The sequence below is a fragment of the Bradyrhizobium guangdongense genome, from assembly GCF_006483445.1.
Classification (GTDB): Bacteria; Pseudomonadota; Alphaproteobacteria; order Rhizobiales; family Xanthobacteraceae; genus Bradyrhizobium; species Bradyrhizobium guangdongense_A.
Genome location: NZ_PPPT01000081.1, coordinates 1 through 15,710 on the forward strand (window position 1 = coordinate 1; position 15,710 = coordinate 15,710).

Genomic DNA, 15,710 nt, shown 5'->3' on the forward strand with positions numbered 1-15,710 from the left:
GCGTCATCCTGGTCGACGATCTCATCGCCACCGGCGGCACTGCCGAGGGCGCAGTGAAGCTGCTGCGTCAGATCGGCGCCAACGTGTTGGCCGCCTGCTTCATCATCGATTTGCCGGAGCTCGGCGGTGCCGCCAAGCTGCGCGCCATGGACGTGCCCGTGCGCACGCTGATGACGTTCGAGGGGCATTGAACGAGGTCAGATCGCCTCGGCCTTCAGCTCCGCCAGCCAGTGCTGCATGCGTTCCTTCAACAGCGCATCCCTGACATAGGCCGTCTCGTCCTCGTCCAGGCGCTCGCACTCCGCAAAGCTCAGGCCCGCCTCGCCATGCGCCTTCCAGGCCGCCTGGAGGCTGCGGCAGGGATGGCCACCCTGGCGCAGCGTGAACCAGACGCGGTTCTGGACCTTCTCGAGGTTGAGGGCCTGGCCGACCCAGGCCTCGCCCGTAGCCGCGCAGCGGACCGCGTAGATGCCGGCAAAGACCTTGCGCTCCTTGTAGGCGGCAATCGCGGCTTTTCGGTCGGTGGTCACGGGAAAGGCCCTCGGGGGTTGCTTGTCGCGAGATCTCATAGGGCCAAGCCGTCCGTCCGTCAATATTATCCGGGTAAAATAAATCTCCCTCGTCATTCCGGGGCGCGCGTCAGCGCGAACCCGGAATCCATTGTGCGGCTGCCTCTGTGGCCTAATGGATTCCGGGCTCGCGACTTCGTCGCGCCCCGGAATGACATCAAGACCGCTGCAGAATCAAACTCAGCTCCAGCTCGCGGAAGGCGAGGTAATTCCGGCGGATCCACTGGTGCAGCTCGGTGGACGAGTCCTTCTCCTGCCGCAGATAGCCGGTGAAGGAGAAGTTGAGCCGGTCGATATAGGTCTTGAGGAAGCCGGGCAGGGCCGGCAGCCGGAACAGCCGGCCGTCGGCCATGGCGGGCGGCAGCTCGCCGCGCATGACGAATTCGTTGTCCACGGTGATCAGATTGGCTCGCGGGATCTGGGCGCGCAGCGTCTCATGCCCGCGCGCCGACACGCGGTCGCTGTCGGCCACGAACAGGATCATCGGCGCGACATGGCGGCGCGCGGCCTCCTTCAACAGGCCGATCTCGTCGGTCATCTTGAAGAACTCGTCGAAGGCGTGGAAGCCGAGGTCGATCACCTTGGCGAGCCCGTCATCGACGATGACGCGGTCCATGAGCTGCATCTTGCCGAAGGTGTCGATGACGTCGGCGGTCTCGGTGACCTTCGGTAGATAGTCCAGCAGCGACGGTTCCTTCAGATTGACGTCGAAGGCCGCGACGTTGCCGTTCTTGAGCAGCAAAAATTCCGTAAGCAGCCGCGCCAGCAGCGTCTTGCCGACCTGCGGGCGGGGCGAGCAGATGATGTAGACGGGCGTTGCGGGCATCGGGAGCTATTATCGGCGCGAAGTCGTCGCCCAATCCAGCCGCATCCGCAGGCGTATCGCAACTATTTTTCGCTGCCGCCGCTGCGCGCCGCCGGCTTGGAGCCGACGATGTCGGTGAGGCGGATGCGGTCGAATTCGCTCCAGACGTTCGCCAGCCAGTGCCGGACATAGCCGCGCAGCACGAAAGAATAGTTCGCTGCTTCGTCGTGGATGCCCTTGTTGGCGACGAATTTCAGAAACGGAACGGACGAAACCTCGACCTGCTCATAGGCCATTTCGTTGAGCTTCGGGATCGTCAGTTCGGTCGCATCCTTGATGCGATGGAAGTAGGAATTATAGGTCGCCTGATCCCACTGGAAGAACTGGGTGTCGTTGATGAAGTTCTTCACCAGGAAATATTTTGCGCCGGTCATGAAGCCGGCCGTCTCCGCGATCTCGTCGAGCGAGGCGATCGAGGGGCCGAGGATGTGGAACACCGCAAAGGTGATCTGGCCGGCCTTGGCCGCGTCGAGGAAGCCGATGTCGCGGAGCGAAGCCAGCGCGGGCGAGAGCAGGCCGGCGCGGACGTCGATCACGGTCACCGACGGGCTCGTCGCGTTGAGCGTGTCGAAGATTTTCATCTGGTCGGCCGTGGTCGTCATGTCGACGATCTCGGTGATGTCGGGGTGGAAGCGCTTCAGCGTGCCGCGCGGCGATTCCGTATCGAACGCGCGCGTCGGCACGTTGTTGGCTGAAAAATAATCGAGCAAGGTGCGCGACACCGTGGTCTTGCCGACCCCGCCCTTGTCCGCGCCCACCACAACCACTGCCGGCTTTGTTGCCATTGACGTCCCCTAACGCGCGCCCCCGACCGCGATTGGCGCGATCGGTCAGGTCTCTTGTCTGCTGTTGGGCGCGAACATGGCAGAAACAAGGGAGAATTCAATTCTTTGCAGCACGCCAGCGGCGATTCCGGAGGTTTTTCCCAATCGCCGTGCGGACAGCCTCATGAAGCGGCAAATCGCGCGCTCAATGACGGCCCCAGGGACCTATTGGATTACCCAGAACGGTTCCGATGGGGCCACCAGGCAGCGGAGGTGGCACAGTCCCGGCGGGCTTGCCGGAATCGTTCCACGGGCCTTTCGGAACGGGCGGCGGGGCGTCTTGCTCGTCGGCCTGCGCGTCCTGCGCTTCCTGTTCTTCGCCCTCGTCGGACGGCGGCGGCAGCGGGCCGGGATCGTGGCCGCCGGCGAACTTGACCAGCGCGTCGACCCGCGAATCCACCGAAGGATGGGTCGCGAACAGGTCGGCAAAGCCCTCGCGGGGATTGTCCACGCAGAGCTCCATCACCGCGGAGGTCGCGCCCGGCAATTCGCCGCGGTTCTCGATCTTGCGCAGCGCCGTAATCATGGCGTCGGGATTCTTGGTCAGCTCGACCGCGCCTGCGTCGGCGAGATACTCCCGCGAGCGCGACAGTGCGAGCTTGACGACCTGCGACATCAGCCAGGCCACCACGATCAGCACTACCGCAATGATGATGACGATGATCGCGCCGCCGCCGCCCGAGCTCTTGCTGTCGCTGCTGGAGGAAGATGACGAGCGGGACGAGGAGCCCGACGACCACGAGCCGCCGGAGCCCGAATTCCAGCTCAAATTGGTGAACAGGCGGAAGAACAATTCGCCGAAGAAGCCGACCACGCCGGCGATGATGACGGCGACCACCATGAGCTGCACGTCGCCGTTCTTGATGTGGGTCAGCTCGTGGCCGAGCACCGCCTCGATCTCCTGGTCGTCGAGCGCTTTCAGGAGGCCGGTGGTGACGGTGATGGAATATTGCCGTGGATTCAGGCCGGTGGCGAAGGCGTTCAGCGCCGGCGAATCCATGATCTTCAGCTTCGGCATGGTGATGCCGCGCGAGATGCACATGTTTTCGAGGAGATTATAGAGCCGCGGTTCTTCCTTGCGCGTCACGTCGTGACCGCCGGTGACCGCGTCGATCATGTTCTGGTGGAAGAAATAGGCGATGATGATCCAGGCAATCGCGACGACCGTGGCAATGGGCGCCGCGCTCTTCAGGTCGGAGAGTGCGTGCGTCAGGTAATAGCTGACGCTGCGGTCGCCGTTGATGACGACCTCGGCGAGCAGCGCGCCGGCATAGACCAGCACGTAGAGCAGCAGGAACAGGCCCGCGAGCAGCAGCATCGAACGGACCTTGTTCGATGCGATATGCGTGTAGAGACCATACGCGGCCATGGCGCGCTGTCCTGCCGGTCAATTCGCTGTTATCAGAACTTGACCTGCGGCGCCGCCTCGACCTCGGTGCGGCTGGCGCCGAGATCGAAGAAGTCCTTGCGGGTGAAGCCGAACATGCCGGCGAACAGCGCCGCCGGCATCTGCTGGATGCCGGTGTTGTATTCCTGGACCGCGTTGTTGAAGAAGCGGCGGCTCGCCGCGATCTTGTTCTCGAGGTCGGAAAGCTCGCTCGCAAGCTGCTGGAAATTGGCGTTGGCCTTGAGGTCCGGATAGGCCTCCGACAGCGCGATCAGCCGTCCGAGTGCGCCGGAGAGCTGGTTCTCGGCCGCCGACACCTGGGCCGGGCCCTGCGCCGACATCGCCGAATTGCGTGCCTTGATGACGTCGTCGAGCGTGCCGCGCTCATGCGAGGCATAGCCCTTCACGGTCTCGACCAGGTTCGGAACGAGGTCGTGGCGCTGCTTGAGCTGCACGTCGATATCGGCAAAGGCCTGGCTGACGCGCTGGCCGAGCGCGACCAGCCGGTTGTAGGCGCCGAAGGCGAACAGCACGATGACGACGATAACGCCGAGAACGATCCAGCCGGTCGACATGGAAAACTCCTGAAGGGGGAAGAAGGCGGGTAGCGTAACCCAAAATGGCGCCTGAAAGTACCGGCGCAGAGGGAAGGTATGACTTGGTCGGATGTGGAGCCATCCGAGTTCAAGGGAAAAGGGGCGAACGAGGTTAACTTTCCGCCATGACGGCATCGCCCCAGCGCCAGCGCCGGGCCTCCGCATAGGCCGGCTTGTCGCGGCGGGGCACCTTTGTCGCCGCGACGCCGTCCTCGGTGCAGAGCTTTGCCGTAATCTCGGCCTTGCCGAAATCGGGCGGCGCCAGCACGCGTGACCTCCGTGCCGCGACCGGTGTGCGGGTCAGCGCCACATAGATGAAGCGTTCGTCCTCGAACGGCACGTCCGCGCCCTTGATCTGGCGGTGGGCTTGCGAGCGCGGCAGGCGCTGGTTGAAATGGCACCAGTCGGGCGCTGCGAGCGGGCAGGGTCTGTCGTGCGGGCAGGGCGCCGCGACATGGGCACCCAACGCGATCAACTGCTGGCGCAGCGCGAGGATGCGGGCATAGCCGGCTGGCGTGCCGGGCTCGATCACGACGAGCGCGTTGCGCGCCTTGGCCCACATCGCATCCGCGAGCGCACGCTGATCGCTCTCGCCGAGCTCGCCGATCAGATAGCTCGCGATGACGAGATCGGCGATCGAGGCCTGCGCGAGGTTCTCGCCGGCGTCGCCCGGCGGATAGCTGCAGCCGGCCAGTTGCGGGCTATCTTCCGCAAGCTCCAGCGCCAGCTTGCTCAGGGTGCGGTTGGCGTCGATCAGCGTGAACGAGGCGAGCGACGGGAAGGCTTCTGCCGCCGCCCAGCTCGCGGTGCCCGGGCCGGCGCCGACGTCGAGCAGGGTTTCCGGCGCAAGGCCCGGAACGATCTCGATCAGCGCGTTCAGGCTGGCAGCCACAGCCGCGTATGTCGCCGGCATGCGCGCGAGCGCATAGGCCAGCGCATCGGCGTCGGACTTGATGCCGCCCGAATTGCCGCCGGTGCGATAGGCATTCGAGATCTTCGCCGAGCGTTGCGCCGCGTCAGTGCGCGAAACACCCTGGAGTTTGCCGTCGAGCGCGGCCTTGAGCGGCGCGGGGAGTGAGGGGGAAACCCTCACGCCACGTTCTGGTCCAGGATGTCGACGGCCTGCTCGAGGTTGACCGAGACGAGTTGCGACACGCCGCGCTCGGCCATGGTAACGCCGAACAGCCGGTTCATGCGCGCCATCGTGATCGGGTTGTGCGTGATGATGATGAAGCGCGTGTCGGTCGTGGCGGTCATTTCATGCAGCAGGTTGCAATAGCGCTCGACATTGTGGTCGTCGAGCGGCGCGTCGACTTCGTCCAGCACGCAGATCGGCGACGGGTTGGTGAGGAACACCGCAAAGATCAGCGCGGTCGCGGTCAGCGCCTGCTCGCCGCCCGAGAGCAGCGATAGCGTCTGCGGCTTCTTGCCCGGCGGCTTTGCGATGATCTCGAGACCGGCTTCCAGCGGGTCCTCGCTCTCGATCAGGTGCAGCGCAGCCTCGCCGCCGCCGAACAGCTCGACGAACAGGCGCTTGAAGTGGTTGTTGACGACCTCGAACGAGGTCAAGAGACGCTCGCGGGCTTCCTTGTTGAGGCTCTGGATGCCCTGGCGCAGCCGCTTGATGGCTTCGACGAGATCGTCGCGCTCGGTGGTCAGCCCGGTGTGCTGTGCCTCGACCTCGCGCAGCTCTTCCTCGGCGCGCAGATTGACGGCGCCGAGGCGCTCGCGGTCGCGGCGCAGCTTTTCCAGCTCTTCCTCGGTCTCACCGAGCGGCGGCAGCTCCGCGCCCGGCTCGATCTCGGCGAGGCCGGCAACGGCCTGCGGCTCGACCTCGAGCATGTCGTGGATCTCGCGCTCGATGTCGGCAAGGCGGCGCCGCGCGCCCTCCATGCGCTCCTCGGCGCGTGCGGTTGCCTCGCGGGCGCTGGAGAGAGCCTCGAGCGTCAGCTTCGCGACGCGATCGGTCTCGGCCATCGCGGTCTCGGCGGCGACCAGCGCGTCGGCGGCAACGCGGCGATCGTTCTCGGCGTAGTCGATCTCGGTGAGCAGCGCGCTGCGCTTCTCCGCGAACACCGCGGGCGCGTTCTCGAGATCGGAGCGCTCGATCGTGACCTCGGTGATGCGGGCCTGGATGGTGTCGATATGCGAGGCCGCGCTCTCCTTGCGGCTCTGCCACTCGGTGCGCTCGGCAAGGATCGCCTGCACGCGGCGGTCGGCCAGCTCCGCTTCGCGGGCCAGCGCCTGCGCCTCGGCGCGGACTTGCGCCGCGAGGCGACGGTGCCCCTCGATGTCGCTGCGCACGGCAGCGAGGCGCACTTCCGTGTCTTCACTCGACGGCAGCTCGGAGATCGCAGCCGCGGCATATTCATGCGCGGCTTCGGCTTCGGCGCGGTCGGCGGCGAGGCGGCTATGGGCTTCCGACAGCGTCGCCTTGCGCGCGGCGTGACGGTTGATCTCGCGCTCGGCGGTGGCATGGCGCTCGCGCGCGGCGTTGAGCTCGCGCTGCGCAGCACGCCAGGCTTCGCGCGTGGCGCCTTCGGTGCTGGCCGCCATCTGCAGCTCGGCCTCGGCATTTTCCAGCGCCTGGCGCTTGATCTGGGCGTCGATGCGGGCCTGCTCCAGCTCGTTCTCGATGTCAACCAGGCGGGCGCGCTCGGCCAGGCGCCGTGCCGCGCCGGTCGGCGCATGCGCTGCCGCGACAAAGCCGTCCCAGCGCCAGACGTCGCCTTCGCGCGAGACCAGCCGCTGGCCGGTCTTGAGCTGCGAGACGAGCTCGGCGCCGCGCTCGCGCGACACCACGCCGATCTGGGCCAGACGGCGCGCCAGCTCGACCGGCGCCTCGACGTGATTGGCGAGCGGCTCGACGCCCGCGGGCAGCACCGGGTCGCCCTCGGTAACGCCGGAATTGGTCCAGCGCATCGGCGCCGACGGATCGACGGGCGCGTCGAGATCGTCGCCCAGTGCAGCACCGATCGCCTTCTCATAACCCTTGGCGACGGTGATGCCGTCGATGATCGGCGGCCACAGATTCTTGGTCTCGCCATTGACGATCTTGGAGATCGTGCGCGCCTCGGTCTCCAACCGCTGCACGCGCTTGTCGGCTTCGTTCAGCGGCGAGCGCGAGGATTCCAGCGTCTGGCGGGCGGCGACATGCGCGGCTTCGCTGTCTTGTGCCGCGGCCTCGGACGCGGCAAGCGTCTCTTCGGCCGTTGCGACCAGGGCGGCGAGCTCGGTGACGTCGCCGAAGCCGCCGGTCTCCTGCGCGAGCTTGGCTTCTTCCGCTGCGACGCCGGCGATCTCCTGATCGAGCCGGGCGAGGCGGTCGCGATGGGTGCGAACATTGGCTTCGAGCTGGTTGCGCTTGGCGGTGAGGTCGGCAAGCGCGGTGGTCAGCTCGGCGAACTGGCCCTCGGCCTCCGCGAGCACGCTTTCCGCTTCCGCGACGCGCTCGTCGACGCCGGAGCGCTTTTCGACGCGCGACTTGATCTCTTCCTTGATCTCGGCGTCCTCGGCATCAAGCCGCTCCAGCGCGACGTCGGCATCCCCGGTCTGCTGCTGGGCGCGGGCGATGTCGCCCTCGAACTGGGTCAGCCGGCGCTCGAGCTCGGCGACGCGCTCCTTGGCGCGCTCTTCCTCGCGGTCGAGCAGCTCGCGCGCATTGGTGAGGCGCTGCAGGCCCGCGGCCGCGCGCGCTTCCGCATCGCGCAACGCCGGCATCTCGGCGGCCCGGATCGCCTGGATGCGCGCGGCCTCGGCCTGGTGCTGGGTGCGCTCGGCCATCTCGCGGACGGCGAGATCATGGGTGTGGCCGGAATCATTGACCTCGGCATGGGCCGCGATCCAGCGCAGGTGGAACAGGGTTGCTTCCGCCTTGCGCACCTTGGCCGCGACCTCGCGGTAGCGCACGGCCTGGCGGGCCTGCTTCTTCAGGCCTTCCATCTGGCCTGCGAGCTGGCCGATCACGTCTTCGACCCGGGTGAGGTTGGTCTCGGCCGCCTTCAGCCGCAGCTCGGCCTCGTGACGGCGGGCATGCAGGCCGGCGACGCCGGCGGCGTCTTCCAGCACGCGGCGGCGCTGCTCGGGTTTGGCCTGGATGATCTCGCCGATCTTGCCCTGGTGGACGAGGGCCGGCGAGCGCGCGCCGGTGGCGGCGTCCGCAAACAGGATCTGCACGTCGCGCGCGCGCACGTCGCGGCCGTTGATGCGATAAACCGAGCCCGCCTCGCGCTCGATGCGGCGGGAGATTTCAAGAAACTGGGCGTCATTCATCGCCGCAGGTGCCGAGCGGTCGGCATTGTCGATCGTCATCGTCACTTCGGCGTGGTTGCGCGCCGGGCGGTTGCCGGAGCCCGCAAAGATCACGGCGTCCATGTCGGAGGCGCGCAGCGACTTGTACGAGGTTTCGCCCATCGCCCAGCGCAGCGCTTCGACGAGATTCGATTTGCCGCAACCGTTCGGACCGACGACGCCGGTGAGACCGGGCTCGATCACGAAGTCGGTGGGCTCGACGAACGACTTGAAACCATGCAGGCGGAGGCGGGTGATTTTCATGAACACGCTTCTCTGTTGACAGGGCGCGAATCTCCCTGCCGTGACAATACCATAGAAGGCAATGTCGATGTCTGGACGAGTCGCTTGATACGGCTCATGCGGCTGGACAATGGCCGCGCCGCCGCTCAAGGGCAACCAGCGAAAAGCGCTTTTCCCAAGGGAAATATCGCGGGAATTCTACGGCTTGAGTCCCCGCGAATCAGGACCGGAGCGTAACGATCAGCTTTTCAGCAGCGGATTGATCTTCTTCGCGAATTCGTCGAACGAGGCCTCGCCCTTGATCTTCTCGCCGTTGATGAAGAACGTCGGCGTGGAATCGACCTTCAAGACTTCGCTGGCGTACTTCTGGTCGGCCGCGATCTTGTCGAGCAGCGCCTGGTCCTTCAGGCAGGTTTCGACCTGGCTCGGGCTGAGGCCGGCCTGCTTGCCGATCCGGGTCAGCGTCTCCGTGGTGTTCTTCTGCACCCAGTCGTTCTGCGAGCGGAACAGCATGTCGGTGACCGCGAAGTACTTCGGCGCATCACCATTGGCGATGCAGCGCGACAGCATCGAGCCGGCGGCCGCCTTGATGTCGAGCGGGAACTCCCGGAAGATGTAACGCACCTTGCCGGTGTCGATGAATTCCTTCTTCAGCTTCGGGAACACCTGCTCGTTGAAGGCCGCGCAATGCGGGCAGGTCATCGAGGCATATTCGGTGATGGTGACGGCGGCGTTCTCGGGCCCGATCGCCATGTCCGGCAGCGAGACGGGCTTGGCCACATCGGCAGCGGTCTGGGCCATTGCCTCGGTGATGAACCGCAGCGGCGACAATCCGGCCACGGCGGCAAGTCCGGTCAGCGACAGCATCGTGTTGAAGGCGCGGCGGGTGATGATCAAGGTCGGCTCCCGGAGTAGCGAAGGTCTCGCCCGGATAGGAAAGATAAGGCGAATGAGGTTCCAAATTGAGGCGAGCCTGTCGCTAGCTTGAAACGGCTTTTGAGGCAATGGCATGCCGCAAGCAGGGGTCCGGATTGGTCGCCGGATCAGGCTCAATTTCGCTTGATTGCAGCCCCGAGCCTCGCCAGCGCGTCCCGCAGCTGGTCATCCTCGATGCTGCCCAGGGTCTCCGCCACCTTGGCGACCGACTTCGGGTCCGGCGGGCGGGGCCGGACCGGCCGCCGGATGCGCGACAGGGGGGCCTGGCGGAAGGCGAGCTTGCCGACCGCGCTCCAGCCGAAGAAGCGGTTGACCCGCTCCAGGATGACGTCGGACGAATGCTGGATCTCCAGCGCCATCGGCCCCTCGACCCGCAGCACCAGCGTCGCCGGCTCCTGCGGCTGGCCCTCGACCGGCCGCGGCCATTGCATCTTCAGCGGCTCGGAATGAGCAGCGATCTGGGGCCCGGCAATCTCCGCCCACCGCGTCACCAGCTCGCGCGCGGCAAAGCCCTGCTTGGCATAGGCCTCCTTGAAGACGTCGTTGAGCAGGAGCGACAGCGGTTTTGCGCTGATGGGACCGGGTCTGGACATGGTCTATGCCGCTGCGCGGGGTCGGATGGATTTCAGGTCGCGATCGATCTCGCGGCGCCGCTGCATAAGGTCATAGTCCATCTGCAAGCCGAGGAAGAAACCTTCCGACAGGCCAAAATAACGTGCCAGTCGAAGGTCCGTGTCGGCGGTAATGTCCCGCTTGCCCAGCACGATTTCGTTGATGCGGCGCGGCGGGACACGAACCGCGCGTGCCAGCGCGTTCTGGCTGAGGTCCATCGGCTTCAAAAACTCCTCCAGCAGGATTTCGCCGGGGTGAGGATTGCGGAGCCTGCTCCGGATGGTTGGTGATTTCGACATTTCGCTTTCCGGTCATTCCGGAGCGATGCGAAGCATCGAACCCGGAATCTCGAGATTCCGGGTCTGGTGCTTACGCACCATCCCGGAATGACGCTATATGGACGCATGAGTCTAACAGGTGCAGCTCTAAAGCGAAACAAGACGCCCTCGATCGCAAGCGCATCGGCCCGTCCCGAGCTTCTGCTGCAATGGTACGACCGCCATCGCCGCCGTTTGCCGTGGCGGTCGCTGGCCGGCGAGACGCCGGACCCGTACCGCGTCTGGCTGTCGGAGATCATGCTGCAGCAGACCACCGTGAAAGCCGTCGGGCCCTATTTCGAAAAATTCGTCGCGCGCTGGCCGAGCGTCTCGGCGCTCGGCGGGGCCTCGCAGGATGACGTGCTGCGGATGTGGGCGGGGCTCGGCTATTATTCGCGGGCGCGCAACCTGCACGCCTGTGCGGTTGCGGTTGCGCGCGACCATGGCGGCGTCTTTCCCGACACCGAGGAGGGCTTGCGCACGCTGCCGGGGATCGGGCCCTACACGGCGGCAGCAATTGCCGCGATCGCCTTCGACCGTCGCACCATGCCGGTCGATGGCAATATCGAGCGCGTGGTGTCGCGCCTGTTCGCGGTCGAGGAGGAATTGCCGCAGGCAAAGCCGACGATCCAGCAACTGGCGGCGACGCTACTCGCCGATACGCGCGCGGGCGACAGTGCCCAGGCGCTGATGGACCTTGGCTCCTCGATCTGCACGCCGAAAAAGCCGGCCTGCTCGCTATGTCCGCTGAGCGAGGATTGCATCGCGCGCGTGCAGGGCATGCAGGAGACCTTTCCGCGCAAGGCGCCCAAGAAGAGCGGGACGCTTCGACGCGGCGCCGCCTTCGTCGTGACGCGCGGCGCCGAGCTTTTGGTTCGCTCACGCCCGGAAAAAGGCCTGCTCGGCGGCATGACCGAAGTGCCGGGGTCGGACTGGCTCGCCGGCCAGGATGACAAGGCGGCGAAGGCGCAGGCGCCGGATATCAAGGGGATTTTGCGCTGGCAGCGCAAGGTGGGCGTCGTCACCCACGTCTTCACGCACTTTCCGCTGGAGCTCGTGGTCTACACCGCGGAGGTCGAGAAGCGCGTCCGCGCACCGCAGGGCATGCGCTGGGTGCCGATTGCGACGCTGGCTGACGAGGCTTTGCCCAACGTCATGCGCAAGGTGATCGCGCACGCGCTGGACGTTTAGTCGCTCCTGACAGCATGCTGGCAGCAGGCCTGCGCTACCAAGCGCGCCAATGGAGGCTGCCCATGGTCAAGACCGCACTCGACAACTTCGTCATGCCACCCTGCGCAAAGCTTCTCGGCTGGCGTCTGCTCGATGCCCGGCCGGAGGAAGGCTGGATCAGGCTCGGCTTCGAAGGCAAGCTGGAGTTCTGCAACCCAGCCGGCTTCATCCAGGGCGGCCTGCTCTCCGCGATGCTCGACGACACCATGGGTCCGGCCGTGCTTGTTATGAGCGAGGGCCGGCTCTACACCACCACGATCAGCATGACCGTGAACTTTTTGGCGCCGGCTCGGCCCGGGCCGCTCATTGCCGAGGCAAAAGTCACGCAGCTCGGCAAGACCATCGCCTTCGTCGAGAGCAAGCTGATGGCGGAGGACGGCACGGTGATCGCGACTGCAACCGCGAGCGAACGTTTGCTGGAAGCGGCGAGGGTGGTGCGGTGACTCTTCCCTTCTCCCCTTGTGGGAGAAGGTGGCGCGAAGCGCCGGATGAGGGGTATCTATCCGCGCGTGACCCTCTGGCATTTCATTCGCGGACAGATACCCCTCACCCGAGTGAGTCTGCGTCCACCGGCATCGCTGCCCTCTCCCACAAGGGGCGAGGGCACATCGACGGGCATCTCGCTTCGTTCAGTTCAAGCGCTCGCGCGCGTCGCATCCTTCGACACGATCGGCGGCTTCGCATTCAGCGCCTCGACCTGGAAACCCGCTACGCGCTTGTAGTTCGCGGCGATGTCTTCCAGCTCCTTCTGCGACAGCACGTCGGTGACGATCTTGTAACCGTCGGGCGCGCGCTCCTCGACGAGCTGCATGACCTGCTCGGGGCCGTTCTTGCGGTTGAGCAGCACGAGGTCGGTGGTCGCAGGCCTCCGCTCGGCCTCGTAGGCCAGGAGCGCTGCGTTGGTCGGGCCATGCGCCAGAATCTCGCGCGTGATGACGCGTGCGTCGAGGATGGCCTGCGAGGCGCCGTTCGATCCGATCGGATACATCGGATGCGCGGCATCGCCCATCAGCGTGACGCGGCCAAACGTCCATTGGTTGACGGGATCGCGATCGACCAGCGGATATTCATAGGCGTGCGGGCAGTTCTTGATCAACCCGGGCACGTCGAGCCAGTCGAATTGCCAGGTCTCGAACCAGGGCAGGAACTCGTCGAGCCGCGCGGTGCGGTTATAATCCTCGCGCCGCCACTGATAGGTCGGCGGCATATGGCGCTCGGCGACCCAGTTGATGAGGTGGTTGCCGTTCGCGTCCGGCTGCTGGCTGATCGGATAGCAGACGAATTTCAGGATCTCGTGGCCGGCCATGATCATGGTGCGGCCGGTGAGGAACGCCTTTGACGGCGTGACGCCGCGCCAGAGAATGCGCCCGTTCCAGATTGGTGGCCCCTCCTGCGGATAAAGCTTTTCGCGCGCGGCGGAATGGATGCCGTCGGCGGCGATCAGGAGCGCGCCTTCATAGCTGCCTGCTTGTTTGCCGGTCGCCTTGTCGATGAAGTCGGCGCGCACGCCGTTTGCGCTCTCGCTCCAGCCGGTCAGATGGTGGCTGGTCAAAATATTCTCGCGGCCGAGCCGTTCGACGGCGGCGTCGAGCAGGATCTGCTGCAGGGTGCCGCGATGGATCGAGAACTGCGGCCATTTGTAGCCGGCCTCGAGCCCGCGCGGCTCGCTCCAGATCGGCTTGCCGTGCTTGGAGAAATAGGCGAGCTCGCGGGTTCGCACGCCCGATGCATCGAGCCTGTCCAGCAGGCCAAGCTCGATCAGTTCGCGCACGGCGTGCGGCAGCACGTTGATGCCGACGCCGAGCGGCTTCAGCTCGGCAACGCTTTCGAACACTTTGGCTGGGATGCCGATTTGATGCAGGCTGAGCGCCAGCGTCAATCCGCCGATACCGCCACCCGCGATGAGAACAGTCATCTCACTCCCCCAATACTCTTGCGGGGGTCATGACATGGAGACGTGCAGGGGGCAACTGCGAAGACGGCCGCAGACGGCCTCTATCGGGGCGGTGCGGCGCCGAAGAAGCCGATGATCTTGGCCAAGCGGCCGTCGGCGCCGACCTCTCCAAAATCGATCGAAATGTCGCCGCACGACCCGTCCGAGCGCACCAGGCGCCAGAGGAAGCGGAGCACGGTGTGGTGGACATCGATGCCGCTCATGAATTCGAGCCGTGCGCCGGGCCGGCTCGCCTGCACCTTGGCGATATGACGCGCGAGCGCGTCGCGGCCTGCAAGCGCGACGTTGGGATCGACATAGACGCCGTCATCGCTCCAGCATTGTGCGAGCAGGGCCTGCCTGCGCGTTTCATCAGGTTCGTTCCACGCCGCCATATAGACAGTTGCGACATCGGTGATCGCATGGTGGTCCATGATGCTCCCCGCTGAGGTTGCGTGACTGTTACAGGGAATTGGCGGCGGGTCACTTACATCCGAGGTAATTGCCCTTCTGATGTGATGGTCTAGATTGCCCGCCATGAGCGAGCCAACCCACAATTCCCACGAGGTTACGAGCGGGCATTTCAGCAGCTTGCTGAAACATTGGCGCAATGTGCGGCGTCTCACCCAGATCGAGCTCGCCAGCGATGCCAACGTGTCCGCGCGGCATCTCTGCTTCCTGGAGACCGGGCGCTCGCAGCCGAGCCGGGACATGGTGCAGCTCCTCGGCAGCGTGCTCGACCTGCCGCTGGAGGAGCGGAACGCCCTGCATGTCGCGGCCGGCTTCGTGCCGCCCTATGGCGACAAGGGACTGGCGGCGGAGAATTTGCAGCGCTGGACTTCATGCTGCGGCAACAGGAGCCGTATCCCGGCATCGTCATCGACGGTCACTGGGATGTGCGCATGCGCAATCGGGGATCGTCGCGGCTGCTGATGCCGTTCCGCGACGCCTTCGACATGGAAGGCGACCTCGGCAACAACGCCATGCATGCCGTCTTTCACCCCGGGGGCCTCAGGCAGTTCATGGTCAACTGGGCGGAGTTCGCGGGGCAGCTGATCCGCATCCTGCATCGCGAGGTCGCGCAAGGCAGCCGCGCGGCGGCAAAACTGCTCGACGAGATCGCGGCCTATCCCGGGGTGTCGGCCGAGTGGCGGCTTCCCGGCCATGCGTCGGCCGCATCTCCGGTCATGACGATGCAGCTCGCCAAGGGCGACTATCGGCTGTCGTTCTTCTCGACGTTCACGACGCTCGCGATGCCGACCGATGCGGTGCTGCAGCAGATCAAGATCGAGTGCTTCTTTCCGGCCGACGAGGCGACCGCCGAAACGGCGCGCCAACTCGCCGCTTCAGACACGGGAGACCAGCATGCATTCAGCTACGGTTAGTTACCCTTCGTCCGTCATGGACGAGCTGCGCGCGATCAACGCCGGTTTCATCCATAATTTCGTGACCAGCGACGTCGCCGCGCACGACGCGCTGCTGCATCCCGAGTTCATCAACATCTGGCCGACCGGCCAGCGCTGGGATCGCCCGAGCTACCTGAAATACTGGGCCACCGCCTTCGATCCGAAGGTCATCGTCTATTGGGACGTGCGCGACGAGCTCATCACCGTGATCGGCGACGTCGCCCTGGTGCGCTCCACCAACAAGCACACGCGGCGCCGCGACGGCAAGGACGTCACCGGCATGACCATGTACACCGATACATATCTGCGCGAGAACGGCGTCTGGACATGCATCCAGGCCCAGCTCACGGCTGTCGCGCCGGAGCATTATCCCGCTGATGACACGATCGTGAGCGTCTGCATCGAGGGCAAGCTTCAGCCGCGCGCACATTAAGGTGCTAAAGGGCCCGCTATGGACGGCGCACGACGAGGCCGCTAATTTCCAATTTTCGCAAGAGGTCTG

18 protein-coding genes are annotated in these 15,710 nt (G+C 65.5%); 6 read left to right on the forward strand and 12 right to left on the reverse strand.

Annotated features, from left to right (window positions below):
* Positions 1-191 (forward strand): phosphoribosyltransferase family protein (locus tag C2U70_RS11545; protein ID WP_283810364.1); only part of this gene is annotated, 191 nt, incomplete at its 5' end.
* 6 nt (positions 192-197) lie between these two features.
* On the opposite strand, the gene C2U70_RS11550 is transcribed toward C2U70_RS11545, so the two are convergent.
* The 10 genes from C2U70_RS11550 to C2U70_RS11595 all read right to left on the reverse strand — a co-directional run bounded on the left by C2U70_RS11550 (position 198) and on the right by C2U70_RS11595 (position 10,621).
* Positions 198-530, reverse strand: a complete 333-nt coding sequence (locus C2U70_RS11550; RefSeq protein ID WP_140978135.1) for a GIY-YIG nuclease family protein — start codon at positions 528-530, stop codon at positions 198-200.
* A gap of 196 nt (positions 531-726) precedes the next feature.
* Complete coding sequence (locus tag C2U70_RS11555) at positions 727-1,395, reverse strand: hypothetical protein (protein WP_140978136.1); 669 nt, start codon at positions 1,393-1,395, stop codon at positions 727-729.
* A 62-nt stretch (positions 1,396-1,457) separates the two neighbouring features.
* Positions 1,458-2,219, reverse strand: coding sequence for a hypothetical protein (locus C2U70_RS11560; protein WP_140978137.1), 762 nt, complete (start codon positions 2,217-2,219; stop codon positions 1,458-1,460).
* Between the two features lie 184 nt (positions 2,220-2,403).
* Complete coding sequence (locus tag C2U70_RS11565; protein WP_140978138.1) at positions 2,404-3,627, reverse strand: M48 family metallopeptidase; 1,224 nt, start codon at positions 3,625-3,627, stop codon at positions 2,404-2,406.
* Positions 3,628-3,659: 32 nt separating this feature from the next.
* Positions 3,660-4,220, reverse strand: a complete 561-nt coding sequence (locus C2U70_RS11570) for a LemA family protein (protein WP_140978139.1) — start codon at positions 4,218-4,220, stop codon at positions 3,660-3,662.
* 133 nt (positions 4,221-4,353) lie between these two features.
* Positions 4,354-5,334, reverse strand: coding sequence for a small ribosomal subunit Rsm22 family protein (locus C2U70_RS11575; RefSeq protein ID WP_140978140.1), 981 nt, complete (start codon positions 5,332-5,334; stop codon positions 4,354-4,356).
* Positions 5,331-8,795 (reverse strand): chromosome segregation protein SMC, encoded by a 3,465-nt coding sequence (gene smc, locus C2U70_RS11580; protein WP_140978141.1) that lies wholly within the window; start codon positions 8,793-8,795, stop codon positions 5,331-5,333. The genes C2U70_RS11575 and smc overlap by 4 nt, the downstream gene beginning before the upstream one ends.
* Positions 8,796-9,014: 219 nt before the next feature.
* On the reverse strand, positions 9,015-9,671 hold the full coding sequence (locus tag C2U70_RS11585; RefSeq protein WP_140978142.1) for a DsbA family protein: 657 nt from the start codon (positions 9,669-9,671) through the stop codon (positions 9,015-9,017).
* Positions 9,672-9,823: 152 nt separating this feature from the next.
* A complete protein-coding gene (locus C2U70_RS11590) occupies positions 9,824-10,303 on the reverse strand; it encodes a DUF721 domain-containing protein (protein WP_140978143.1) in 480 nt (159 codons plus the stop codon).
* 3 nt (positions 10,304-10,306) lie between these two features.
* Entirely contained in the window at positions 10,307-10,621 is a 315-nt protein-coding gene (locus C2U70_RS11595; RefSeq protein WP_140978144.1) for a HigA family addiction module antitoxin, read from the reverse strand.
* A gap of 105 nt (positions 10,622-10,726) precedes the next feature.
* Here C2U70_RS11595 and mutY point away from each other — a divergent pair, with 105 nt between their 5' ends.
* Positions 10,727-11,830: an A/G-specific adenine glycosylase gene (gene mutY, locus C2U70_RS11600; protein ID WP_140978145.1), complete on the forward strand. Its 1,104-nt coding sequence runs from the start codon at positions 10,727-10,729 to the stop codon at positions 11,828-11,830.
* Between the two features lie 62 nt (positions 11,831-11,892).
* Positions 11,893-12,312 carry a PaaI family thioesterase gene (locus C2U70_RS11605; protein WP_140978146.1) on the forward strand — a complete coding sequence of 140 codons (420 nt, stop codon included), beginning with the start codon at positions 11,893-11,895 and terminating at the stop codon, positions 12,310-12,312.
* A gap of 191 nt (positions 12,313-12,503) precedes the next feature.
* On the opposite strand, the gene C2U70_RS11610 is transcribed toward C2U70_RS11605, so the two are convergent.
* Both C2U70_RS11610 and C2U70_RS11615 read right to left on the reverse strand, forming a co-directional pair.
* Positions 12,504-13,784, reverse strand: coding sequence for a flavin-dependent oxidoreductase (locus C2U70_RS11610; protein ID WP_140978147.1), 1,281 nt, complete (start codon positions 13,782-13,784; stop codon positions 12,504-12,506).
* A gap of 80 nt (positions 13,785-13,864) precedes the next feature.
* Complete coding sequence (locus C2U70_RS11615) at positions 13,865-14,236, reverse strand: nuclear transport factor 2 family protein (protein WP_140978148.1); 372 nt, start codon at positions 14,234-14,236, stop codon at positions 13,865-13,867.
* A gap of 103 nt (positions 14,237-14,339) precedes the next feature.
* Here C2U70_RS11615 and C2U70_RS11620 point away from each other — a divergent pair, with 103 nt between their 5' ends.
* The 3 genes from C2U70_RS11620 to C2U70_RS11625 are packed head-to-tail and all read left to right on the forward strand — an operon-like array spanning position 14,340 to position 15,641.
* Positions 14,340-14,735 (forward strand): helix-turn-helix domain-containing protein, encoded by a 396-nt coding sequence (locus C2U70_RS11620; RefSeq protein ID WP_140978149.1) that lies wholly within the window; start codon positions 14,340-14,342, stop codon positions 14,733-14,735.
* Positions 14,645-15,187 (forward strand): hypothetical protein, encoded by a 543-nt coding sequence (locus C2U70_RS32970; protein WP_186294196.1) that lies wholly within the window; start codon positions 14,645-14,647, stop codon positions 15,185-15,187. Before C2U70_RS11620 ends, C2U70_RS32970 begins: the two co-directional genes overlap by 91 nt.
* Complete coding sequence (locus tag C2U70_RS11625; RefSeq protein ID WP_186294197.1) at positions 15,168-15,641, forward strand: nuclear transport factor 2 family protein; 474 nt, start codon at positions 15,168-15,170, stop codon at positions 15,639-15,641. The genes C2U70_RS32970 and C2U70_RS11625 overlap by 20 nt, the downstream gene beginning before the upstream one ends.
* Positions 15,642-15,710: the final 69 nt, after the last annotated feature.